Raw genomic sequence first — 23,698 nt, forward strand, 5'->3', positions numbered from 1 at the left:
GCGTGGTGCCGGCAGGGAACAAGGGGTCGCTCATGCAGGCCTCCCGGAGGACGTGGCGCGTTCGTCGTCGTGCAGCCAGTCGAGCGCGCCGTCGAAGTCGAAGCGGGCCGCGGAGTCCGCCGCGCGGCGCAGCAGGCGGGCCCGGGCGGTCGGCAGCGGCACGCGGTCGAGCAGCTCGGTCAGTTCCTGCGCCGCGTCGGTGGCCGCGGAGTCGCTGTCCCGCAGCAGCGCGGTCAGCCGCGCCAGCAGCGCGTCCAGGCGCTCGCGCGAGGCGTCGTCCAGCGCCGGCGAGGCGCCGCCGCCGGGCCAGGTGGCCGCTGGGGCGGGCGGGGGCGGCGACGCCGGCATCCCCTGCGTCATCCCTTGCGCCATCGCCTGCGTCATTCCCTGTGTCATCGCCTCGCGCGCGAGGTGCCGGCCCAGCGACACCATCAAGGTCGCCAGCAGCGACTGCGCGCGGATCAGCAGCGGGTCGCGCTCGGCGGCGGGGGCGCGCTGCGCGCAGGCCTGCTCGAGCGCGCCTGCCGCCGCCGCCAGCGGTCGGGCGCCGAGCGTGCCCGCCGCGCCGCGCAGCGAGTGCGCGAGCCGCGTCATCGTGATCGCGTCGCCCGCCGAGGCGGCTTCGGCGAAGTCGGCGGCGAAGCCGGTCTGCGTGTCGTGGAAGGTGCGCAGCAGCTTGCGGTAGAGCGGCAGGTGACCGCCGGCCGTCGCCAGGCCGGCCTGCACGTCCAGCCCGGCGATCTGCGGCAGGCCGTCCGGCTTGCCGGCGTCGCCCTGGGGCCAGTCGGTCTGACCGTCGCTCCGGCCATCCCTCGGTCCGGTGGAGGCGGTCCCGCCGCCGCGTGCATCGCGTGCATCGAGGATGCCGGGCTCCAGCACCTCGCTGCGCCCCTGCTGCGTGTCCACGCGACGCCCCGCGCCGGAGCGCGTGTCCATCGGCACGTCCGCCGCCGGCATCGCCGGGTGCACCCAGCGCGCGAGGATCTCGAACAGATGGTCGACGTTGAGGGGCTTGGCGAGGTGGTCGTTCATGCCGGCCTCGAGGACGCGCTCGCGGTCGCCGCTCATCGCGTTGGCGGTCATCGCGATGACGGGCAGGTCCGCCCAGCGCGGCGAGGCGCGCAGGGCGCGGGTGGCGGCGTACCCGTCCAGCACCGGCATCTGGCAGTCCATCAGCACGCCGTCGAAGCCGTCGGGCGAGGCTTCCAGCAGGTCCAGCGCGACGCGCCCGTTGCAGGCCAGGGTGATATGGACCCCGGCATCCTCCAGCAGCGCGGTGACGAGTTCCTGGTTCAGCTCGTTGTCCTCCGCCACGAGCAGCCGGGCGCCGGCGACCTGCCGCATCGCCTCGCGCGCGGAGTCGCGCCGGCGCTGCGCCGCCGGGGAGGGCAGGTCGACGTGGCCGAGCGCCTCGCCGATGGCGCCGAGCATCGACGACGCGGTCACCGGCTTGGTCAGCAGCACCGGCCGGCGCGACGGCCCGGAGGCGGCCAGCGCCGCGGTCAAGGAGTCGTCGCGCCCGAACGAGGTCACCAGCACGACGGCCGGCGGCACCCGCAGCCGCCCGTCGACGAGCTGGCGCGTCGCCTCGATCCCGTCGAGCACCGGCATCTGCCAGTCCATCAGCACCAGCGCGTAGGGGCGGCCGTCGGCCTGCGCGCGCTCGGCGTCGCGCACCGCCTCGGCGCCGTCGGCGGCGGTGGAGACCTCCAGCCCGAAGCCCGCGCCCAGCGTGGACAGGATCTCGCGCGCGGCGCGGTTGTCGTCGACGACCAGCGTGCGCATCTGCGCCAGCTCATGCGCCATCAGCGCGCGGCGCGCGGGCAGGTCCGAGCCCTCGGACTGCAGCACGAAGCGGGCCGTGAAATGGAAGGTCGAGCCCTCGCCCGGTGTCGATTCCAGCCAGATCCGGCCGCCCATCATCTCCACCAGCTGCTTGCAGATCGCCAGGCCCAGGCCGCTGCCGCCGTACTTGCGCGTGGTGGAGCTGTCGGCCTGGCTGAAGCTGCGGAACAGCCGCGCCTGCTGCTCCGGCGTCATGCCGATGCCGCTGTCGCGGACCTGGAAGTGGAGCTCGACCTCGGGCGTGCAGGCCGCGCCCGGCGGGTCGGCGTCCAGGGCCGGCGTGGGCGGCGTGAGCGGCACGGCCTCGATGCCGATGATGATCTCGCCGTGGTCGGTGAACTTGGCGGCGTTGTTGCCCAGGTTCACCAGCACCTGGCCCAGGCGCAGCGGGTCGCCGATCAGCGCCGTGGGCAGGTCGGGCGGCACGTTCAGCAGCAGCTCCAGGCCCTTGTCCTCGACGCGGAAACCGATCAGGTTGACCAGGTGGTCGAGCACCTCCTCCATTCGGAAGGGCACGCACTCCAGGCTGAGCTTGCCGGCCTCGATGCGGCTGAAGTCCAGGATGTCGTCGATGACGCCGAGCAGGTTCTCCGCCGAGCGGTGCACCTTCTCGATGTAGTTGCGCTGGCGGGCGTCCAGCCCGGTCTGCAGCGCCAGGTGGGACATGCCGATGATCGCGTTCATCGGCGTGCGGATCTCATGGCTCATGTTGGCCAGGAAGTCGGACTTGGCGCGGGTGGCGCTTTCCGCGTCGTCCTTGGCCTGCTGCAGCGCGTCCTGGGCGCGCTCGCGTTCCGCGAGCAGCGCCTGCAGCTGGCGATGCTGCGCCTGCAGCTCGAGGTCCTTGCGGTCGCGCGACGCGCCGTGCGCCAGGCTGCGCAAGGTCGCGGCCAGCAGCCCGAAGGCCAGCAGCGCCACGAGCGCCGCGATCCCCAGCCGCGTCGCGGTGGGCTCCAGCGCGTCCAGGTCGCCCAGCAGCACCAGGCGCCAGGGGCCGGCCGGATCGTTCCAGGCCACGGCGGCATGGGCGACGGCATGGCGCACGCCGTCGATCTCGGCCGTGGGACCGTGCAGCGCGAACGGCAGGCTGTGGGAGTGGGCGGGATCCTCGAAGAGCTTGCCGAACTGGCCGGCCGCGGTGATGGTCTTCGCGCGCTGCGGCGTGGCGGGGCCGTCCAGGCTCATGCGCCAGCCGGGTCGGCTGGCCGCCAGCACCACGCCCGACGGCGACACCAGCAGGGCGCCCGCGTAGCTGCGGGTGTCGAGGAAGTGGTCCAGCGCGTCGGCGTAGAGGCGGGCGGCGATCACGCCGACGATCTCGCCCTCCTGGCCGGGCCGGCGGTAGATCGGCGCGGAGAGCCAGTACGCGCGCTGGCCGGTGCTGATGCTGATGCCGGCGAAGACGTTGGGCTGGCCGCGCATCGCCTGGTGGAAGTACTGGCGGAAGCCGACGTCCAGGCCGATCGGGGGCGAGCCCTCGTCGTCCCAGCCCGCGATGATGCGGCCGCGCGCGTTCACGACGAAGGCCAGCTGCGCGCCGACGCTGCTGCCGATCACTTCCAGCGTGTCGGCGGCGGGGCGGGTGCGGCGGGCCTCGTCGACGTCGGTGAGGGTGGCGACGGTCTTGAGCGCCGGATTGAGCTGGCCGGAGAGCACGACCGCGCCCATGCCCTTGCCGGTGAGGGTCAGGCCTTGCAGCGCCAGCGCCTCGCGCTGGGCGGCGTTGTCCAGGTTGCGCAGGAAGTCGTGCTCGAGCGAGCGGCGGTGCAGCTCGCTCGCGCCGACACCGAGCGCCAGCGCCGCCACGGCGGCCAGCGGCCACGCGACCCGGCGATGTCCCAGCAGCCAGTCGGAAACACGACCCATCCCTTTCCTCCCTGGAACCCCCGGCGTACGTGCGCCGGGTGATGGTGGATGAACGCCGGGTCAGTGTAGGGGAGGTGGCCCGGGGCGCAAGCCCCGCGTAGGCGGCAAGGTCGCGAGGTGAGGGTAGACCTACTTTGTTGCGCCCCCGGCGCTTCGGTTCGATCGAATTGCTGGATGCCGATTGCGATTGCGATTGTGATTGCGATACCGGATGCCGGATACCGGATGCCGGATGCCCGGCGCCGGACGCCGGACGCGGGCTCGTCCTACACGGAGGGCGTCGCGCCCTGGCTAGCATCGGTCGACATGGACATCGTGAACGCCCGGGGGACGGCAGGCATGGACGCCGGCGGAATGGCGGTCGGCGACCTCGTCGTCGCGCGGCCCGAGGGGCTTTATTGCCCGCCCGGCGACTTCTACATCGACCCGTGGCGGCCGGTCGACCGCGCCGTCATCACGCACGGCCACAGCGACCACGCCCGCATGGGCCATGCGCACTACCTGGCGCATCGCGACAGCGCCGCGATCCTGCGGCGCCGGCTGGGCGAGGACATCACGCTGCAGACGCTCGATTACGGCGAGGCGATCGTGCATCACGGGGTGCGCGTGTCGCTGCATCCGGCCGGACACGTGCTGGGGTCGGCGCAGGTACGGCTCGAACACGGGGGACGTGTCTGGGTCGCGTCGGGCGACTACAAGCTCGAGGCCGACGGCACCTGCGCGCCTTTCGAGCCGGTGCGCTGCGACACCTTCATCACCGAGTCGACCTTCGGCCTGCCGATCTACCGCTGGCCGTCGCAGCCGGCGCTGTTCGCCGAGATCGACGCCTGGTGGCGCCGCAACGCCGAGGCGGGCCGCGCCTCGGTGCTCTACGCCTATGCGCTGGGCAAGGCGCAGCGGCTGCTGCACGGCGTGGATGCGTCCATCGGCCCGATCGTGGCGCACGGCGCCGTCGAGCCGCTGAACGCCGTCTACCGCGCGGCCGGCGTCAGCCTGCCGCCCACCCGGCATGCCGGCGATCCGGCGCTGGACAAGGCCGCGCTGTCGCGCGCGCTGGTGATCGCGCCCCCGTCGGCCGCGAGTTCGCCGTGGCTGAAGCGTTTCGGGCCGGACCTCGCGGACGCCTTCGCCAGCGGCTGGATGCAGCTGCGCGGCACGCGGCGGCGGCGCGGCGTCGACCGCGGCTTCGTGATGTCCGACCATGCCGACTGGCCGGGCTTGATGGCGGCGATCCGGGGCACCGGCGCGGAGCGCGTCTTCGTCACGCACGGCAGCGTCGCGACGATGGTGCGCTGGCTCAGCGAGCAGGGCCTGCGGGCGCAGGGTTTCGCGACCGAGTACGGCGACGAGGAAGCGGGCGGCGATGCCGACACGACCGCCGCCGCGGTGCCCGAGCCGCCGCCGTGAGGGGCGCCGGTGCCGAGCCGCGGACGTTCGGCTCATGCGCGCCGAACCGAGTCGGCGAGGCTCGCTCGAACGGGGCCGCGTCCGTGAGGCTCAACCGGTGCGCCGCCCGTTCCGCAGCCGATCGCGGGCGTCGCTGAAGTCGAAGCGCTGCACGGCGTCGAGCGCGTCCAGCAGCGCGGCCCGCTGCGCGCGCTGATCGTCGTCCAGTGCCGTCCGACGATCAAGCGCGCCGCGCATCCGCTCCGCCAGGTCGACGGCGGCGCCGTCGTCGGCGTCGAGCAGGCGCAGGAGTCGATCCCGATCCGCCGCGTCGAGCTTCGCGGCGTCAGGCCTGGCCGCGTCGACCGCGGCGCCGACGGCGACAGCGTCATGGGCGGTGTCATGGGCGGCGTCATCATCGGAGCCGACGTCGAACCGGGCCTTGGACCAGGCCTGGATGCGTCGCAGCGCCGGCAGCAGGTCGCCCAGCTGTTCCCGCAGCCGCGCCAGCAGCACCGACCGTTCCTGCGTCGGGAGGCCCGCGTCGCAGGCGCGCTCCAGCCGAGCCGCCGCCTCCGCCACCTCGTGCGCGCCGACCGCGCCCGCGGCACCCCGCAGCGCATGCGCCAGCAGCGCGGTCGACCGCGCGTCGTCGCCCTCGTGCGCGGCCGCCAGTTGCGCGTCGAAGTCGGCACGCGTGCGCAGGAAGGTGGCGACCAGCCGCCGGTACAGCGGCATCCGCCGGTTCGCGCCGGCCAGGCCGGCGCGCATCAGGCGCAGGTCCTGCGACGACAGGCCCGCCTCGCCGTCCTCGACGGGCATCGGGTCGTCGCGTCGGTCGGGCGTGCCGCGCTCGTCGCGTGCGCCACGCTTGTCGCGAATGTCGCGAATGTCGCGTATGTCGTGTATGTCTCGTGCGTCCTGAAAGCCGTGAGGGCCGCCATCGTCGAGCGACCGGGGCGCCGCCGCCACCGGCGCGCCGTCGTCCGCCACCGGCGGCGTCTTGCCGCGCGACACCGCCACCCAGCGGGCCAGGGTCGCATACAGCAGCTCGATGTCCAGCGGCTTGGCCAGGTGCGCGTTCATGCCCGCGGCCAGGATGCGATCGCTGTCGCCAGCCATCGCGTGGGCGGTCAGGGCGATCACGGGCAATGTCCGCCAGCGCGGATCGGCGCGCAGCCGCCGCGTGGTCTCGTAGCCGTCCAGCTCCGGCATCTGGCAGTCCATCAGCACCGCGTCGAATCCCTGCGGCGCCATCGCCAGCAAGGCCAGCGCCTGGGCGCCGTGGTCCGCCAGCGTGACCGTCGCGCCGACATCCCGCAGCAGCTCGGCCGCGAGTTCCTGGTTCAGTTCGTTGTCCTCGACCACCAGCACCCGTGCGCCGGCCAGGCGGCGCATCGCCTCGCCCTGGGCGCGGCGTCTGCCCGGCGAGGGCGTGGCCGGCGCGGTCTCCGCGGCCGCGACGACGCCGAACCGTGCCGTGAAGCGGACGATCGTCCCCAGGCCGGTCGCCGATTCGATCTCGATGCGGCCGCCCATCAACTCCACCAGCTGTCGGCAGATCGCCAATCCCAGGCCGCTGCCGCCGTAGCGCCGGGTGGTCGAGGAGTCGGCCTGGCTGAAGCTGCTGAACAGCCGGGACAGGGTGGCCCGGTTCATGCCGATGCCGGAATCGCGGACGACGAAGCGCAGTGCGATCGTGCCGTCTTGCGCCGTGCCATCGCGCTTCGTGCCATCGTGCGTCATGCCGTCCGACGCCGCGCGGTCCGGCGTCGTGCCGCCGGGGGACATCGGCGCCTCGTCCGCGCGCTCCACGGCCACGACGACCTCACCCTGATCGGTGAACTTGACCGCGTTGTTGCCCAGGTTGACGAGCACCTGCCCGAGCCGCAGCGGATCGCCGAGCAGCCGCGGCGGCAGGTCGGGCGCGACGTTCAGCCGCAGGGCCAGGCCCTTGTCCTCGATGCGCAGGGCGATCAGGTCGACGAGGTGGCTCAGCACGTCGTCGAGCCGGAAGGGGACCGACTCCAGCTGGAGCTTGCCCGCCTCGATGCGGCTGAAGTCCAGGATGTCGTTGAGCAGGCCGAGCAGGTGCTCGGCCGAGCGGTGCACCTTCTCGATGTAGTTGCGCTGACGCGGATCGAGCCCGGTGCGCAGGGCCAGCTCGGACATGCCGAGGATGGCGTTCATCGGCGTGCGGATCTCGTGGCTCATGTTGGCCAGGAAATCGGACTTGGCGCGCGTGGCCTCTTCGGCGGCCTCCTTCGCGCGGCGCGTGGCCACGCCGTGGGCGGTCGCGCGCTGCAGCGCGATCAGCAGCGCCCCGCAGAGCAGCGCCATGACGCCGGCCGCGGCGAGCCGCTCGCCCATCGGGGCGACCAGGGTCTCGTCCTTCAGCAGCACCAGCCGCCACGGGCCGCGCGGATCGCCCCAGTCCACGTCGGCGCGGCCCGTCAGCAGGCGGCGACGGCCGACCTCGATCGTCGGCTGCTCCGGATCGAAGGACAGGCGGCGCGTCCGCGCCGGGTCGAGAAAGGCGTTGCCGTACTGGCGGCTGGCGGTCAGCGCCGCGGCGCGTGCCGTGTCGAAGGGACCGACGACCGCCAGGCGCCAGCCGGCTTCGCTGGCCGCCAGCACCACGCCGTCGGGGGAGATCAGCAGGCCGCCGGCGTACCGGGCGTCGGGCGAGACCGACCGCCCGTGATCGAACTGCGGGTCGGCCAGGAAGCGGTCCACCTCGTCCAGGAAGAAGCGCCGGGCGACGACCCCGATCGGCCGGTCCGGCGGCTTGACCGCGGCGACGGATCCGGGGCCGCCTTCCTCCGGCCAGATGGGCGCGGCCGTGAAGAACGCGCGCCGGCCGCTCGACGCGCTGATGCCGACGCTCACCGCGATCTCGCCGGTCATCGCGCGCCGGAAGTAGGGGCTGAGGCCGACGTCCTGCCCGAGCGGCGATTCCTGCCCCGGATTGCTCCAGCTCTCGACGACGAGCCCGCGACGGTTCGCCACGAAGGCCACTTCGGTTTCCGGGCTCTGGGCCAGCACGCTGAGCGTGCGGCGGGCAAGCGGTTCGGCGGGAGGGCGCTCGACGCGCTCGAGGCGGGCGGCGTGCTTGAGCTCGTCGCCGAGGCGGCCGAGCATGAGGAGCGCCCCCGACCCGGGGCTGGTGATCGTCACGCGGTTCAGCAGGAAGGCCTGCCCGCGCGCGGACCGCTCCAGCTCCAGCCGCGCCTCGTATCCGGCCCAGGCCGTATAGCCGAACTGCGCGGTCCAGGCCGCCACCGCCGTCGCGGCGCCGATGAGGAGCCACGCCAGGCGCGGCCGGTCCACCACGGCGCCCCGCCAGCCCTGCGACTTCTTGCTCCGCGGCGGTTGCGCCATCACGATCTCCCCCCGGACCGGTTGAGTTCTTCCGGGCGGGCCCGGGCCGCTCCGGACTGCTTCGGCGATGCGTCGCCGAGTGCCTGTGCCGCGTGGGAGCCGGCCCAGTGTTGGAGGGCGGACCGGCGCTTGTCAACCTGAGAACGCGCCCGCGTCCTACAGCGTCGGACCGCGGCGCTCGCTAGCATCGCCCGCATGAGAGCCTTTGCCGCGCTGTACCGCGACCTGGACGCCTCGACGTCCAGCCTCTCGAAGCAGTCCGCGCTGCAGGCCTACCTGCGCCTGGCGCCGCCGGAGGACGCCGCGTGGGCCGTGTACTTCCTGGCCGGCGGCAAGCCGCGCCAGCTGGTGCCGACCAAGCTGCTGCGCGAGCAGGCGCGCCTGGTGGCCGGGCTGCCCGAGTGGCTCTTCGACGAGAGCTACGAGGCCGTCGGCGATCTGGCCGAGACGATCTCGCTGCTCCTGCCCGAGCCCGCGCAGGTGATCGAGCGGCCGCTGTCCGTCTGGATGACGGAGTACCTGCTGCCGCTGCGCGGGCAGCCGCCGGAGTCGCTCGCCGTCCAGTTGCAGAGCCAGTGGGCCGCGCTGGCGGTCGAGCAGCGCTTCGTCCACCTCAAGCTGATCACCGGCGCATTCCGCGTCGGCGTGTCGAAGCTGCAGGTGACGCAGGCGCTGGCGGCCGTCGGCGGGCTGGACGCCAAGCTCGTCGCGCAGCGGCTGATGGGCTACACCCACCTCGGCGCGACGCCGACCGCCGACGACTATGCCGCGCTCATCGCGCCCGCGGACCTCGAGGGCGCCGATGGCGCCGGTCGCGGGTTGCAGCCGTATCCGTTCTTCCTCGCGCATCCGTTCAACCTGGCTGTCGGGCAGTTCGACGCCGCGATCGGGCCGGCGTCGGAGTGGCTCATTGAGTGGAAGTGGGACGGCATCCGTGCACAACTGGTGAAACGCGGTGGCGAGGTGGCGATCTGGTCTCGCGGCGAGGAGCTCGTCACCGACCGCTTTCCCGAGCTGCGCGCGATGGGCGAGGCGTTGCCCGACGGGGTCGTGCTCGACGGCGAGATCCTCGTCTGGCGCGACGGCCGCGCGATGCCGTTCGCCGAGTTGCAGAAGCGCATCGGCCGCAAGACCTTGAGCGCGAAGCTGCTCGGCGAGCTGCCGGTGGCGCTGTGCGTCTACGACCTGCTCGAAGAGGGCGGCGAGGATCTGCGCGATCGCCCGCAGCATGAGCGGCGCGCGCGGCTGGAGCGCCTCGTCGCCGCGCATCCGCTGGCGGGGCTCGAGCCCAGTCCGCTGATCGCCGGTGCGGACTGGGACGACCTCGCCCGGCAGCGCGAGCAGGCGCGCGCGCTCGGCGTCGAGGGGATGATGCTCAAGCGCCGGGACGCGCGATACGGCGTCGGCCGGACCAAGGACGTCGGCGTCTGGTGGAAGTGGAAGATCGATCCGCTGTCGGTCGACGCGGTGCTGATCTACGCGCAGCGCGGCCATGGGCGGCGGGCCAGCCTCTACACCGACTACACCTTCGCCGTCTGGAACGGCCCGCCGGACGATCCGGCCCGGCAGCTGGTGCCGTTCGCGAAGGCGTATTCGGGGCTCACGGATGCCGAGATCCGCGATGTCGACGCGGTGATCCGCAAGACGACGACCGAGACCTTCGGTCCGGTGCGCAGCGTCACGCCGACGATGGTGTTCGAGCTCGGCTTCGAAGGCATCGCGCGCAGCGGCCGCCACAAGAGCGGCATTGCGGTCCGGTTCCCGCGCATGCTGCGTCGGCGCGAGGACAAACCGGTCGAAGAGGCCGACACCTTGCAGACGTTGCAGGCCCTGCTGCCGGAGGAGGGCGCGTGACCGGCGGGAGCGACGGCGACGACGGGGAGGACAGGCACGGACGCTGGCCCTCACCCCCACCCTCTCCCGCAAGCGGGAGAGGGAGTCCAAGGGGGGACGCCATCGGCGTACCAGCGATCGGCGTGACAACGATCGGCGCGACGGCGATCGGCGTGGCGGCGATCGACGCGTGGCTCGCGGAGAAGGGGTGGACTTCGTTTCCGTTCCAGCGCCGCGTCTGGGAGGAGATCGCGCGCGGCCGCGGCGGTCTGCTGCATTCGAGCACCGGCAGCGGCAAGACGCTGGCGGTGTGGCTGGGCGCGCTCGCGGCCTTGCGCGACGAGGTCGGCGCCGAAGCGCGCGTGCACGCCGGCAAGTCGATCGCACCGCCATTGACGGTGCTCTGGATCACGCCGATGCGCGCGCTGGCCGCCGACACGCTGCGGGCGCTCGAAACGCCGATGGCGGCGCTGTGTCCCGGCTGGACCGCCGCGCTGCGCAGCGGCGACACGACGTCGGCGCAGCGGGCCGCGCAGGATCGACGTCTGCCGACCGTGCTCGTGACGACGCCGGAGAGCCTGTCGCTGCTGCTGTCGCGCGCCGATGCGCGCGACCAGCTCGGCCAGGTGCGCCTCGTCGTCGTCGACGAGTGGCATGAGCTGATGGGCAACAAGCGCGGCGTGCAGACGCAGCTGGCGCTGGCGCGGCTGCGCCGCTTCAGGCAGGAGCATTGCGGAGAGCGCAGGCCCTCACCCCCGCCCTCTCCCGCAAGCGGGAGAGGGAGCGATTCAAGCGCCGCTTCCGAGTCCGGTGACGGTTCCGCGCACTCCCTCTCCCGCTTGCGGGAGAGGGCAGGGGTGAGGGCCAGCGGCCGGCGAAGTACGCTGATGATCTGGGGGCTGTCGGCGACCCTGGGCAATCTCGACGAAGCGATGCGGACCCTGCAGGGCACCGCGGACGCCGGCACGGACGCCGTGATGGTGCAGGGCGAAACCGACAAGACGCTGGTCATCGACACCCTGCTGCCGGAGACCGCCGAGCGCTTCGCCTGGGCGGGCCACATGGGCTTGCGCATGCTGCCGCAGGTGGTCGAGGCGATCGAGGCCAGCGCGAGCTGCCTGGTCTTCACCAACATGCGCTCGCAGGCCGAGCGCTGGTACCGCGCGCTGCTGGAGGCGCGGCCCGACTGGGCCGGCGTGCTGGCGCTGCACCACGGCTCGCTGGACCGCGAGGTGCGGGAGTGGGTCGAGCTCGGCCTCAAGGAAGGCCGCGTGAAGGCCGCCGTCTGTACCTCCAGCCTCGACCTGGGCGTGGACTTCCTGCCGGTGGACCGCGTGCTGCAGATCGGCTCGGCCAAGGGCGTGGCCCGGCTGGTGCAGCGCGCGGGGCGCTCCGGCCACGCGCCGGGACGGCCGTCGCGGATCACGCTGGTGCCGACGCACAGCCTGGAACTGGTCGAGGCCGCCGCCGCGCGCGATGCCGTCCGCGCCGGCCGGATCGAGGCCCGGCGCAGTCCGCGCGAACCGCTGGACGTGCTGGTCCAGCACCTGGTCACCGTGGCGCTGGGCGGCGGCTTCCGGCCGGACGAGTTGCTCGCCGAAGTGCGCGGCACCGTCGCCTACGAAGACCTCGGCGCGGAGAACTGGCAGTGGTGCCTGGACTTCGTCCGCCAGGGCGGGCCGTCGCTGACTGCGTATCCGGACTACCACCGCGTCGTGCCCGACGAGGCGGGCGTCTGGCGCGTGCCCGACGCGCGGCTGGCCCGTCGCCACCGCGTCAACATCGGCACCATCGTCAGCGACGCGTCGATCAGCGTGCAGTACCTGAGCGGCGGCAAGCTGGGCAGCGTCGAGGAGAGCTTCATCGCGCGCCTGAAGCCGGGCGACGCGTTCATGTTCAGCGGCCGGCTGCTGGAGCTGGTGCGCGTCGAGCAGATGACGGCGCTGGTGCGGCGCGCCACCTCGGGCCGCGCCGCCCTGCCGCGCTGGAACGGCGGCCGCATGCCGCTGTCGAGCACGCTCGCCGACGCGGTGCTGGACGAACTGGCCGCGGCCGACGCCGGACGCTTCGACTCGCCCGAGATGCAGTGCGTGCGGCCGCTGATCGACATCCAGCGCCGCTGGTCCGGCGTGCCCGGTCCGGACGTGCTGGTGGCGGAGACGCTCAAGTCGCGCGAGGGCTGGCACCTCTTCCTCCATCCCTTCGCCGGCCGGCAGGTGCACCTGGGCCTGGCCGGGCTGATCGCGTGGCGCGCGGCGCAGCCCGAGACCGGCACCTTCTCCATCGCGCTGAACGACTACGGCATCGAGCTGCTCAGCGCCAAGCCCATCGACTGGGCGCAGCGGCTGCCGTCGCTGCTGACGCTGCCACCGATCGACACGCTGCTGCGCGAGGTGCTCGCGAGCCTGAACGCCACCGAGCTGGCGCGGCGGCGCTTCCGCGAGATCGCGCGCATCGCCGGCCTGATCTTCCAGAGCCACCCGGGCGAGCGGCGCGGCAACCGACAGCTGCAGGCCTCGGCGACGCTGTTCTTCGAGGTGTTCCAGCAGCACGATCCAGGCAACCGCCTGCTGGCGCAGGCGGAGCGGGAGCTGCTGACGCAGGAGCTGGATGTGCGGCAGCTTGCCGCGGCGCTCGAGCGCATGGGCCGGCAGACGCTCCAGATCCATGCGCTGAAGCAACCGACGCCGCTGGCGTTTCCGCTGATGGTGGAGCGCTTCCGCGAGAAGCTCAGCAACGAGCCGCTCGGCGACCGCATCGCGCGCATGGTGTCGGAACTGGAACGCAGCGCCGGCGGCGATGCGGTCGGGACCGCGCGCGAGCCCGCGGAGCGCGCGCTGGCGGTGTTCGCGAAGAAGGATTCGCCGCAGTTTGCGGTCGAGGCGGTGCGGGAGTCGCTCGCGTTGGAGACGCGTGGCGAGGCACCCGCGAAACGCCGCGATACCGGCCGCAGGAGAAGACGATGACGGACGCCGATCCGCGGTCGGGCGCGCTCACGGTGACGTTGGCGGACGAGCGCGTCGACCTGCTGCCGGGGCGGGCGCTGTGGTGGCCGGCGACGCGCACGGTGTTCGTCGCCGACGTGCACCTCGGCAAGGCCGCGAGCTTCCGCGCGATGGGCCAGCCGGTGCCGTCAGGGACGACGCGCGACAACCTCGACCGCCTGAGCGCACTGATCGACGCCCTGGGCGCCGCGCGGCTCGTCGTGCTCGGCGACTTCCTGCATGCGGCCGCGGCGCAGCAGCCGCTGGTGCTCGATCCCGCGCACCACTGGCGCGAGCGGCACGCGGACGTGAACTGCCTGCTGATCCGCGGCAATCACGACAGTCGCGCGGGCGATCCGCCGCCGTCGCTGCGCTTCGAGATCGTCGACGAACCGCATCCGATGGGACCGTTCGCCGCCTGCCACCATCCGCGCCGCGTGGCCGATGCCTACGTGCTCGCCGGGCATCTGCATCCGGCGATGACCTTGCGCGGGCGGGCGCACGAGCATCATCGGCTGCCGTGTTTCTGCGAATCCGAGGGATTGATGATCCTGCCCGCGTTCGGCGCGTTCACCGGCACCACCTTGGCCGGGCTGCCCGAAGGCTCACGCTGTCACGCGATCGGCGGCGGCGCCGTGTGGCCGGCGAATGAGCAGTCGCGGAAGTCGACCTTCAGCCGCGTCAGAGATTGAAGCCCCCGACGTCGGTGTGGAAGTCACCGACTTCCGTCCACTCGTTGAGGTCGGCGGGCACGGCGAAGCGCGCCGACAGCGCCTTCGCGGCTTCCTCCGCCGAGGCAAAGGAATCCCCCCACGGCATGCTGTCGTGTTTCACGCGCCAGCGCCGCGACAGCCGCGGCTTGATCGTGAACGTGCCGTCCAGGCTCTGGAAAACGTATGAGACGGTATCGAGATCCATGCTGAGCTCCGGGTCGTCTCCGGGTGGCCTCCGGATCGGCGACCCTAGCGCATCGAGCGGCAACTGTCATGCCCAAGTCGCCGGAACAGGTCGCGCCGCAGGGTAAAACGGCGATGGGACGGGGCAGCCGCCCTTCAGTCGCCCCTCAGCCGCCCCTCAGCCGCCTTCCGCCACCGGCGGGGCGCCATGTTCCGGGTTCGCCAGTGCAAGGCGCCCGGCCGCGCTCAAGGCATCGGCCTTCTGCGCGGCGGAGAGGTCGCCGCGGCGTTCGGCGTCGTCGAGCAGGCGCACATGGCTGTCGCTGTGACCGCCGGCCATCCCGGCCGCGCGAACGGATCTCGAGGTCCGGCCGTCGGGCCGGGCCAGGAGCAGGCGGGCGGCCGACGCGCTGTCGAGGACCTCGGCCTCGAGGCACTCGTTCAGCAATCGTTCGAAGCTCATCAGCTGGCGCTGTGCGGCGATCCTGCGCCAGCCGGCGCGCCTCGTGGTGTCCAGGTGCGGATATTCCGCCGCGACGGCCTGCGTCAATCCATCGACGTCGACCGTCGCGTCGAGGATCTCGACAAGATCGGTGGCTGGCAGGACGCCCAGGCGATTCAGCTCGCCCAGCCGGCGGAACAGCTCCGAGAGCCGGCGGGTGTCGGTATTCGCCGCCGCGCGGGCGAGTTCGCATTGCCTCGTGCGCGGCGACTGCGAGAGCAATCCGTCGCGCAGGCTGCTGTGCGGCAGCAGGTGCTCCTGGATGGCGACGGCCCAGGCCTCCACCAGGGCGAGTACCACGGCCGCATCAGACCCGCGCGGATCGCGCCGCAACGCGGCGTGCCACGCGGACCATCCGTCGCGGTCGAGACCGAGCATCAGGCGCCTGGCGTCCTGATCGGGCATCCGCTGTGTCTGCCACAAGGCGAGGATTTCGGCGTACCAGTCCGCGATGTCCGTGGGCGAGCCCTTCATGACAGTCTGTAGCGAGAAGGACAGGCGAGGCGGCGGCCGGCCATGGACCGTCCCCGTGATGATCCTGCCTTGCTGCTCCGCGCTGAGCCCACCCGGGCCCTGGCACCGCCGGAGTGCGGCGAGGAACTGTCTGGCCTCGCCGCAGTAGCCGTCGATGAACACCGGCCCCAGGCCGAGGCCGGCCCGCGTCGGTGTGCCGCCGCCGAGCAGCCGGGTCACCTGTTCAGCCGACAGCCGGCCGTCCCGCAGCGCAGGCGCCAGCGCGTCGAGGAAAGCCGCCGCGCAGCGATGCCCGTGACCGTTGGCCAATGGCGGCAGGACGTCCTCCTTGCGCCAGAGGATGGACAGGGCCTCGTCCGCCGTCAGCCCCTTGCCGATGCCGCCCAGCACGCCGGCGGCGATCGCGTGGACCCGTCCGGCATCGCCGAGGCAACTGGCCCAGGTCAGGCATCGTTCGTCGTGCCATTGCCTGGGCTTCGCCGTCAGGCTCTGCCAGACGATCGCCTTGCCCAGGCTGTCGACGTTGCCCGCCACCAGCCCATGACGCCAGGCCAGGACGCAGGCGGCGGCGATCCTCGCGGCCACGTCCGGCTGCTGCGTCAGGGCCTGGTCCGCCATCCAGCGCGACATCGCGTCGTCGTCCAGCCGTTGCAGCAACGCGGCGGCGACGCGGGACGAGCAGACCCAGGCGGCAGGTAAGGCCATCAGTTCAGCGGAAGGCGACGACTCGATGACCGTGAGCGCCACCCGTTCCCGCTCGCGGGTCGTCAGTCGGGAGCGGCGTCCCTCGGCCTGATCGATCAGCGCCAGATCGGCCGCGCGCACCGAGGTCTCCTGCCGATCGGGCCCGACGATGCGGACCCATTCCTGCGCATCGATGCGCAGTTGCCGTGATGACGGCCCGGGCAGCCGCATGGTGACCGGCGCGGCCTCCGTCGCACCGTCGGCGGGACGTCCCGCTTGCCACAAGGTCTGACCCAGCAGGGTGGCGTCGCCGCGCACGCCGACCGTTCCTGTCACCGCGTCCGGCGCAAGGACGCAGGATTCGGGGATCCGCACCCCCAGCCTCCGTGCCAGCCCGGCCGCCCGCGCTTTCAGCAGGCCCGCGTCGGCAGGGAGACCGTCCGGACCGGCGGCACCGATCTCGCTCAGCAGACGGCGCGCCAAGGCCCGGCAGACAGCGGCCTCCGTCACCTGCGGGGCCGCGCGATGAAGGAAAAGAGCAGCTCGCATGTCGTGCGCTGCGGAGCAGTCCCATGACGCCGGATACGACGGCGGCTTGCCGGGAAGCATGGCCAGCGCGGAGGTCGCATACGCCACCAGCCGGGCGACGCAGTCCGCCTCATGCTCGTCCACGTCCTCCACCTGGTCGGGAAACCGCTTGACCATGAGACAGAGCGCGAGGTGCTCGCGTGCCATCGACTCGAGGAGCGCCTGCCTGGTGCTGGCGAGTTCGTCGGCAAGCGGCGTGGTGCCGGAGCCCGGGGGACCCGCGAGGTCCAGCGGCGCAGGGATCGTCGTGTCGTCGATCGCTGCGGCGATCTGGCTCGCGGTGGTGCTGGTGGGGAGCATGCAGGTCCTCGAGGCAGGGCAGGCCTCAGTCGTCCCGGTGAGGGCCAGGTTCGCGTGGCACGTGGAGATGCCGTGCGGAGGCAGCATGCGGTGACGGCATGCGGCAGCGAGGAGCGAGGGCCGCGCCGCTTGCCCGGCCTGGACGCTTCGGTGGAAGGCTCAGGCGCCGGCGGCCGCCGGCGGCGAGTCGTGTCGCGGGTAGATCGCGAGGGCATGACGTCCGGCCGCCTGCAGGGCCTCGGTCCTCTGCGCGGCGGACAGGTCGCCACGGTGCACGGCGTCGTCGAGCATCCGTCGATGAATGTCGGTGTTCCCACCGGCGCACCCCGCCGCCCGCACCGATCGCGAGGTCTGGCCGTCGGGCCGCGCCAGGAGAAACCGTGCGGCCGACGCGCCATCGATGATCCGGGCGCGGAGGCACTGGTTCATCAATCGTTCGAAGGTCGCCAACTGCCGTTGCGCAATCGAACGGATGAGTGCCGGGTGCGGGATGAGGTCGACCAGAGGCTCCTCCGCCACATCCTCCGCCATCCCTCCGGTATCCAGCGTGGTGTCGAGGATCAGGCGCAGGTCGGCTTCCGGCAGGACGCCTCGGCGTTGAAGCCGACCCAGTTCCCTGAACGCGGCGGAGAGGCAATGCGAATGGCGAGCGGCCGATGCGCGGGCGAGTTCGCTTCGTTCCCCGTCGGGCGCTCGCGAGAGCAGCCCGTCGCGCAGCGCCTCGCACGGCAGCAGGCCCGCACGGATGGCACTGTCCCAGGCCCGCACCAGGGACAGGACGGTGGAGACATTCGACGTGTCCACGGGATGCCGGAGCGCCGCGTGCCACACGGACGATCCGCGGTGGTCGAGACCGAGCATCAGGGAGCGAGCGTCTCCGGCGCTGATCCGCTTGTCGCGCCACAGCTTGAAGATCGCACCGAACCAGTGGGCGATGTCCGCGGTCGACCCCGTCACGATGGGCCGGGACGGCGTGCCGCTGTCCAGCAGTTCGGTCGCCTGGACGGCCGACAGCCGGCCGTCCCGCAACGCAGGCGCCAGCGCGTCGAGGAAGGCTGCGTTGTACCGGTGCCCGTGCCGGTGAGCCGGCGAGGGCCACTCGTCCTCCTCGCCCCGGAGAACGGGCCGTGAGGGCTCGACGTCGTCCTCGCGCCAGAGGATGGACACGGCCTCGTCCGCGGTCAGCCCCTTGCCGATGCCGCCCAGCACGCCGCCGACGAGGTCGCGGACCCGTCCGGCATCGCCGAGTGAACGCGCCGCGGTCAGGGATCGGTCGTCCGCGTGGCCGCTGGCGCGTGCATTCAGGCTCTCCAGGACGACCGTCCTGCCGAGTCGATCAGCGCTGACGGCCACGAGCCCATGACGCCAGGCGTCGACGCCGCTCGCGGCAATCCGCCGGGCGATCTCCGGTTGCTCCGTCAACGCCTGGCGCGCCACCCATTGCGACATCTCATGGTCGTCCAGCCGCTCCAGCAATGCGGCCGCGACACCGGACGTGCAGACCCAGGCGGCGGGAAAGACCCGCAGGTCGGCGGATGACGACGCGTCAATGGCGGTGAGCGCCACGCGCTCGCGTGCATGGGCGCTCAGGCGGGACCGAACACCCTCGGCTTGATCGATCAGCGCCAGATCGCCCACGCGCACCGAGCGTTCCATGCGGGCGGGTCCAGTGATGCTGACCCATTCATCGCCTTCGATGCGCAGTTGCTGCGACGTCGACCCCGGCAGGGGCGCGATGACGATGGCGGCCTGCGGAGCGCCCGCTGTGGCCCGGGCCTCGCGCCACAGCGACCGGGCCGACAGGACGACGTCGCCGTGAGCGTCGCCGTGGGCGTCGGCGCCGCGCCGCAGCTGCCGCGCCAACGCCCGGCAGACCGCCGCTTCCGTCAATCGCGGCGCCACGCGGCTCACGAAGCGTTCGGCTTCCATGGGGGCATCCAGCTTCCGCTCCCATGCGGTGGCAGCCACCGGCGGCTCGGCCGACGGCGACGCCAGGCGCTCATTCGCATAGACCACGAGCCTCTTGAAGCAATGCGCTTCGTACTCGTGCGTTCCCGGTCTGTCGGGGAACGCCTTGACCTCGGGGCAGAGCGCGAGATGGTCGCGTGCCATCGATCGGAGGAGTGCGTCCCTCGTGGTCGCGAGTTGGCGCGCCAGCGGCGTGGGATCGATCGTGGTGGGGCGCGCGCCGTCGAAGCGGGCATCGATCGTTGCGTCGTCAATCGATGCGTCGTCGATCGATGCGGCGACGAGGCTCGCGGGGCTGCGGAGGGGGAGCATGCAGGTCCTTGCAGTCGGGGCGGGCTCAGTCGCTCCGACAGCAGCCGGGTTCGCGTGCCATGGGCAGGGGCGCATGGTGCGAGAAGCGAATCAGCGCAGGGCGTCCGCCTTCCGCTCATCCGCCGTCCGGTCGTCCTCGTTCCGGGGCTCGCTCTTCCGATGTTCGTCCGTCCGGTCCTCGTCCGTCCGACCCTCGTCCATCCGACCCTCGTCCGTCCGGGGATGCGGCCGCGTGAACAGCGGCAGCACCGCGAGGATCAGCAGCGCCAGCAGCATGCTGAAGACGGCCGTCGCCTCGCGGCCCAGCCCGCAGGCGATGCCGATGGCGGCTGTCATCCAGATGCTGGCGGCGGTGGTCAGGCCGTGGACCTGTTCCTCGTCCTTCAGCTTGAGGATGGCCCCCGCGCCGAGGAAGCCGATGCCGGCGATGACGCCCTGCAGCACGCGGCTCATGTCGGCCAGCGCCATGCCGCCTTGCTGCGGCACCAGCACGAAGAGCGCCGCCCCGAGCGACACCAGCATGTGCGTGCGGATGCCCGCCGCCTTGCCGTGGTGCTCGCGCTCGTAGCCGAGGATCCCGCCCAGCAGCGCCGCCAGCAGCAGGCGCACGGCGATGCGCGTGATCTGCGCGACGTCGGGCACGTCGGAAAACTCGGACCGCACGGTCTCGATGACTTCGTCGGTCCAGGAGGCGCCGGCGTTCGAAGCGGCGTTCGAAGCGGCGTTGGCCGTTGCGCTTGCAGCGGCGGTGGCACTGGCGGCGGCACTGGCGGCGCTCATGGCGACTCTTTCTCGGCGGGCTTCGCGACCGGTCCCGTGTCGGCGCCAGTGGCATGCCTGGCTTCCAGTGCGCTTTCCAGGGCCGCCTCGCGCGCCGCTTCGGCCTCCGCCTCGACCGCGTCGAAGTCGTAGCCCTCGGCCGCATGCAGCTGCCACGCGCCGCCGCCGGTGAGGCGCAGCACATGCGTGTGATGCTGCAGCACTGCGTGGCGGTGCGCGATGCTCACCAGCGTGACGCCGTCGCGGCACAGGCGCTCGTAGAGACGGCGCTCGTTGCAGCTGTCCAGCGCGCTGGTGGCCTCGTCGAGGATGACCATCTTCGGCGTGCGCACCAGCACCCGCGCGAAGGCCAGCCGCTGCTGCTCGCCCATGGACAGCAGCTTCTCCCAGTCCTGCGAGGCGTCCAGGCCGCCGACGCGGTCGGCGAGCTCGGGCAGGCAGACCTCGTCGAGGATGGCGCGCAGCGCGTCGTCGTCGAGCTCGGTCGTCGTGTCCGGATAGATCATCTGGCTGCGCAGCGTGCCGGGCTGCAGGTAGGGGCGCTGCGGCAGGAAGAAGACGTCCTCCAGCGGCGGGTGTTCGATCGTGCCTTCGCCGCTGCGCCACAGGCCGGCGATCGCGCGCAGCAGCGAGCTCTTGCCGCAGCCGCTGACGCCGGTGATCAGCAGGCTCTCGCCGGGCTTGAGCGCGACGTCGAGCTTCTCGATCAGCAGCCGGTCGAACTGCGGCGTGTAGAGCGTCAGGTCGCGCAACGCGAGCTGGTCGGCGTGTTTCGTCTCGATCTTCTCGCGGGCGCGTTCGTCGCGGGGCTTGCGCTTGTGCATGACCTCGGAGAGCGCATGCAGCCGGTCGATGCCGGCGACGAAGCGGCTGAGGCTCTCGAAGTTGTCGACGATCAGCGAGACGGCGGTCAGCACCGCGGCAAAGGCGCCGGCGGCCTGCACGGCCGCACCGACTTCCAGGTCGCCGGACAGCACGCGCTCGGCCAGGATCACGGCGGGCACGACCAGCGTCAGCTGGCTGAAGCCGCGCTGGAAGAGGTTGAGCGCGCGCTGCTTGCGGATCAGCTTCCAGTAGTTCTGGTAGACCGACTCGAAGCGGCTCTCGATGTGGGCGCGTTCCTGCGGCTCGCCGCGGTAGAACGCGATGGATTCGGCGTTCTCGCGCAGGCGCATGAGTCCGAAGCGGAAGTCGGCCTCGCGGCGCAGCTGCCAGAAGTTGAGCTGGATCAGCGGCGAGCCGAAGACGTAGAGCGCGAGGAAGGTGCCCACCGTGGCATAGACGACGAGGAAGGCGACGAGCAGCTTGGACAGCGACCACAGCACCGCGCAGAAGGCCACCAGCTGCATCGCGGAGCCCAGCATCAGCAGCATGAAGTGGGTGGAGCGGCCGGTGAAGGTGTTGATGTCCTCGGAGATGCGCTGGTCGGGGTTGTCGATGTCGCCCGCCGCGCCGGCACCGATCTCGTAATATTTCCGGCCGTCGAGGTAGCCGTCGAGGAACTTGCCGGTGAGCCAGCGTCGCCAATGGTTGGAGAAGGCGTCGCGCATGTAGTAGTAGAAGGCGTACACCGGCACCGCGAAGCCCAGCACGATCAGGCTGTCGCGCACGGCGTGCCAGAAGCGCGCGTGGTTGCGTTCGGCGAGCGCGGAGGTCATCTCCCCGGTCTTGTTGTTGAGCATGACGGCGAGCTGGGTCTCGCAGAGCATCAGCACGATCATCAACAGCAGCAGGCCCCAGGCGGCCTTGCGCTGGTCGCCGAGCCAGTAGGGTTTGGCGATCTGCATGAACTGCCGCCAGGCGGCGGCGGACAGGCGCGGCGGGCGGCGGCGCTTGTGCTTCTTCCTGGGGGCGACCGGAGGCGCGGGCGGGCTGGTCGAGGACGACGAGCGCGGGCCCGAAGAGGCGGACGGCGGCAGGTCCGTCGCGGGGGAGGAGGGAGAAACCATGAGGGCTGGACCGAGTCTGCCGAGGATGGTTCGACAGTAGCTCCGGTGGCTCATGGGGCGGGTAGGACGGGGCCTACTGCGGGTGACGGAGGGAGGCGCGAACGCGACGCCTCCCTGAGGCGCCCGTCACGGCATGAGCTTCGACACCGCGTACGCGAGGCTGCCGGCGGCGGCGGACGAGCTGAGCGCGGCGCGGGCGCACCACTTGAGCAGCCGGAGGTCCGAGGCCTGACCGCTCATCTTGATGCGATCGTCGACGGTGGCGATCACCGAGTCGAGCATTTCCTTCACGTTGATCCTCGCGCGATCGAGCGTGGCATCGAATTCTTTCCTGGACTTCTCGTGCATGTCATGCAGTTCCTGCTTGAACTCGTGCCGACAAGCATTGAGTTCAGCCTTGAACTCGAGGCGTTGGGCGTTCATCTCGAGACGCACCGTGTTGATCTCCTTTGTGAAGTCCTGGCGTTGGTCGTTGAGCTCCTTCCTGAAGACTTCCTGATCTTTCCGAATCGAGGTGAAGCCTTCCTGCATTTGCTGGCGGAGCTTGTGAGTCTCGGCGGAGAGCAGGTCGAGCCGATACATCACGTGATGGAGGTCGGGCTGAGCGTTCGGGATCGGCGTGACGTTGGTGATTTGCGGGGAGTGAGGGTGCATGCGTCTACTCCAGACATGCGGTGAGAGGAGCCGCAGATGCTAGGAGTGATCGGACACCAAAGGCGTGGCGCCAATGCCGAATCTGATGGTTGTTTGACCAGCCTCAAAGAACCTGCTCGCGTCCCCCGCGAGGGGGATTCCAGGCGTAATGAGGGGGTCAGGCCGCCGCGATCTTCGCCAGCGACTTGCGGATCGCGGCCGCGTCGCGCAGGCGCTGCGCGGAGCCGTCGGCATCGAGCAGGATGACCGTGATGGTCTGGCCGCCGCTCTTCATGCGCATCGCCAGACAGCGACCGGCTTCCTCGGTGTAGCCGGTCTTGGACAGGCGAATGTCCCAGCCCTTGGCACCGACCAGGTGGTTGGTGTTGCGCAGCTCGCGCGGGCGGCCGTTGACCTCGACCTCGCTGGACTTGTCGCTGCTGATGCGCGCGATCACCGGGTAGCGCGACGCGGCGGCGGCGATGCGCGCGACCTCGGCGGCCGTCGAGGTGTTGTTGGGCGACAGGCCCGTCGGGTCGGCCAGCGCCGTGTGCGACAGGCCCAGCGCGCGGATCTTGGCGACGACGGCCGCCTCGTAGGCCGGCAGGCCGCCGGGGAAGTGGCGAGCCAGCGCCGACGCGGCGCGGTTCTCGGACGAGATCAGCGCCAGCTCCAGCGCCGCTTCGCGGGTCATCGTGGCGCCGACGCGCACGCGCGACTTGCTGTGCTTGAGGCGGTCGACGTCGGCGTCGTCGATCTTGATTTCCTCGTTCATGTCCTGCTTCGCGTCCAGCACGACCATCGCCGTCATCAGCTTGGTCAGCGAGGCGATGGGCACGACGGTGTCCGGCTCCTTGGCCATCAGCACGCGGCCGGTGTCGTCGACGACCAGCATGTGGCGGGCGTTGACGGGGAGCTTCATCAGCGGCTCGTCGGACGGCGTGGGCGCGACGACGGTGCCGGGCGACTTGGCGATCAGGGGCGAGGAGGCCGTCGGCGCTGTCGGCGCCGGTGCGGAGGCGCCCGCCGGCGCCGGCGTCACGACGCCGTTGGGGCTGATGGCCGCGGTGGTGGGGGCGGTCGTGGGGACGACGACCTCGGGGTCGTCGCTGGCGGCCTGCACGATCAGGCAACCGCAGGTGAGGATCAGCGCCGGCAGCGCCAGCTTCCAGTTGGTATGGGCGAGGGTGCGGAGAACGGTGTCGCGGATCGTCACGGCGGTCGGGCGGGGCTGGCGGGCTGGGTCCGGGAACTTGTCCGGAGATCTTCCGGCAAGCGCGGGGTCAGGGTTTGACCGTCGCGGAGTTTAAGTTCTTC

General features: G+C 71.8%; 13 protein-coding genes. 4 read left to right on the forward strand and 9 right to left on the reverse strand.

The window, feature by feature from the left end; translation table 11 throughout:
* Positions 1 to 30: 30 nt before the first annotated feature.
* Positions 31 to 3,711 (reverse strand): response regulator, encoded by a 3,681-nt coding sequence (locus AC1VNM_RS03360; protein WP_483105851.1) that lies wholly within the window; start codon positions 3,709 to 3,711, stop codon positions 31 to 33.
* Positions 3,712 to 4,065: 354 nt separating this feature from the next.
* Between AC1VNM_RS03360 and AC1VNM_RS03365 the strand changes: the two genes are divergently transcribed.
* Positions 4,066 to 5,118, forward strand: a complete 1,053-nt coding sequence (locus tag AC1VNM_RS03365; RefSeq protein ID WP_483109230.1) for a ligase-associated DNA damage response exonuclease — start codon at positions 4,066 to 4,068, stop codon at positions 5,116 to 5,118.
* Positions 5,119 to 5,208: 90 nt separating this feature from the next.
* On the opposite strand, the gene AC1VNM_RS03370 is transcribed toward AC1VNM_RS03365, so the two are convergent.
* Positions 5,209 to 8,478 (reverse strand): hybrid sensor histidine kinase/response regulator, encoded by a 3,270-nt coding sequence (locus AC1VNM_RS03370; RefSeq protein WP_483105852.1) that lies wholly within the window; start codon positions 8,476 to 8,478, stop codon positions 5,209 to 5,211.
* A gap of 195 nt (positions 8,479 to 8,673) precedes the next feature.
* On the opposite strand from AC1VNM_RS03370, the gene AC1VNM_RS03375 reads away from it, so the two are divergent.
* From AC1VNM_RS03375 to pdeM, 3 genes are all read left to right on the forward strand, one after another.
* A complete protein-coding gene (locus tag AC1VNM_RS03375) occupies positions 8,674 to 10,332 on the forward strand; it encodes an ATP-dependent DNA ligase (RefSeq protein ID WP_483105853.1) in 1,659 nt (552 codons plus the stop codon).
* Positions 10,333 to 10,463: 131 nt separating this feature from the next.
* Positions 10,464 to 13,277, forward strand: a complete 2,814-nt coding sequence (locus AC1VNM_RS03380; RefSeq protein WP_483109231.1) for a DEAD/DEAH box helicase — start codon at positions 10,464 to 10,466, stop codon at positions 13,275 to 13,277.
* Entirely contained in the window at positions 13,274 to 13,987 is a 714-nt protein-coding gene (pdeM, locus tag AC1VNM_RS03385; RefSeq protein WP_483105854.1) for a ligase-associated DNA damage response endonuclease PdeM, read from the forward strand. The genes AC1VNM_RS03380 and pdeM overlap by 4 nt, the downstream gene beginning before the upstream one ends.
* Here pdeM and AC1VNM_RS03390 read toward each other — a convergent pair.
* From AC1VNM_RS03390 to AC1VNM_RS03420, 7 genes are all read right to left on the reverse strand, one after another.
* The gene (locus AC1VNM_RS03390) at positions 13,977 to 14,213 is read right to left on the reverse strand and encodes a hypothetical protein (RefSeq protein ID WP_377155808.1); all 237 of its coding nucleotides are present in this window, start codon (positions 14,211 to 14,213) and stop codon (positions 13,977 to 13,979) included. The genes pdeM and AC1VNM_RS03390 overlap by 11 nt on opposite strands.
* 156 nt (positions 14,214 to 14,369) lie before the next feature.
* Positions 14,370 to 16,739, reverse strand: a complete 2,370-nt coding sequence (locus tag AC1VNM_RS03395) for a hypothetical protein (RefSeq protein WP_483105855.1) — start codon at positions 16,737 to 16,739, stop codon at positions 14,370 to 14,372.
* Positions 16,740 to 16,898: 159 nt separating this feature from the next.
* A complete protein-coding gene (locus AC1VNM_RS03400) occupies positions 16,899 to 19,019 on the reverse strand; it encodes a hypothetical protein (RefSeq protein WP_483105856.1) in 2,121 nt (706 codons plus the stop codon).
* Positions 19,020 to 19,109: 90 nt separating this feature from the next.
* A complete protein-coding gene (locus AC1VNM_RS03405; RefSeq protein WP_483109232.1) occupies positions 19,110 to 19,691 on the reverse strand; it encodes an MgtC/SapB family protein in 582 nt (193 codons plus the stop codon).
* Between the two features lie 104 nt (positions 19,692 to 19,795).
* On the reverse strand, positions 19,796 to 21,748 hold the full coding sequence (locus tag AC1VNM_RS03410; RefSeq protein ID WP_483105857.1) for an ABC transporter ATP-binding protein/permease: 1,953 nt from the start codon (positions 21,746 to 21,748) through the stop codon (positions 19,796 to 19,798).
* A gap of 126 nt (positions 21,749 to 21,874) precedes the next feature.
* Positions 21,875 to 22,402: a hypothetical protein gene (locus AC1VNM_RS03415; protein ID WP_483105858.1), complete on the reverse strand. Its 528-nt coding sequence runs from the start codon at positions 22,400 to 22,402 to the stop codon at positions 21,875 to 21,877.
* A gap of 157 nt (positions 22,403 to 22,559) precedes the next feature.
* The gene (locus AC1VNM_RS03420; RefSeq protein WP_483105859.1) at positions 22,560 to 23,597 is read right to left on the reverse strand and encodes a serine hydrolase; all 1,038 of its coding nucleotides are present in this window, start codon (positions 23,595 to 23,597) and stop codon (positions 22,560 to 22,562) included.
* Between the last annotated feature and the right edge of the window lie 101 nt (positions 23,598 to 23,698).

This window comes from Mitsuaria sp. MSU3D (assembly GCF_056867975.1).